This is a genomic window from Halorubrum sp. SP3 (assembly GCF_005435195.1).
In the GTDB taxonomy this organism is placed as follows: Archaea; Halobacteriota; Halobacteria; order Halobacteriales; family Haloferacaceae; genus Halorubrum; species Halorubrum sodomense.
In genome coordinates, this window is the sequence record NZ_SGTU01000311.1 from 1 (window position 1) to 512 (window position 512).

1 pseudogene is annotated in these 512 nt (G+C 65.6%); it reads right to left on the bottom strand.

Features of this window, described 5'->3' with window-relative positions:
- Positions 1-500: pseudogene (locus tag EXE42_RS16665) on the bottom strand (Na+/H+ antiporter NhaC family protein); the annotation flags it as partial.
- Between the last annotated feature and the right edge of the window lie 12 nt (positions 501-512).

The following is a 512-nucleotide window of genomic DNA, read 5'->3' on the forward strand; positions in this document are numbered from 1 at the left end:
CAGAAGGTGATGGAGGCGGTCCAGGACGCGACCGGCGCGGCGGTCGAGTCGATCATGTACGCGAGCTTCTCCCGGGAGATGCTCACCTCGTCGGATATCTCCCGCATCGTGGTGCCGACGATCGCCGTGTTCGAGTAGTCGTCGAAGAACCAGATCATGCCGAAGATCCACGTCGCCGCGCCGACCTTCCGTTGGGAGTCGAGCCTGGAGGTCACCGCGTTCGCGAGGGCGTTCGCCCCACCGAGCCGCCAGATGAGCGCGACGCCCGCTCCGAGGAACAGCACGATCAGCATGATCTTCGCGTTGAACGTGCTCTCGCCGATCGAGGAGACGAGCCAGTCCAGCGTTTGGACCACGCCGTGGTTCGTCGTGTAGATCGCGGCCCCGGACCAGATCCCCAAGAACAGCGAGAGGACCGGTTTCCGCGTCACCATCGCGAGCACGATCGCTAACAGCGGCGGCACGAGGGAGACGGCGCCGAACGTCTCGGCTCCCGTCATACGCCTCCCCCC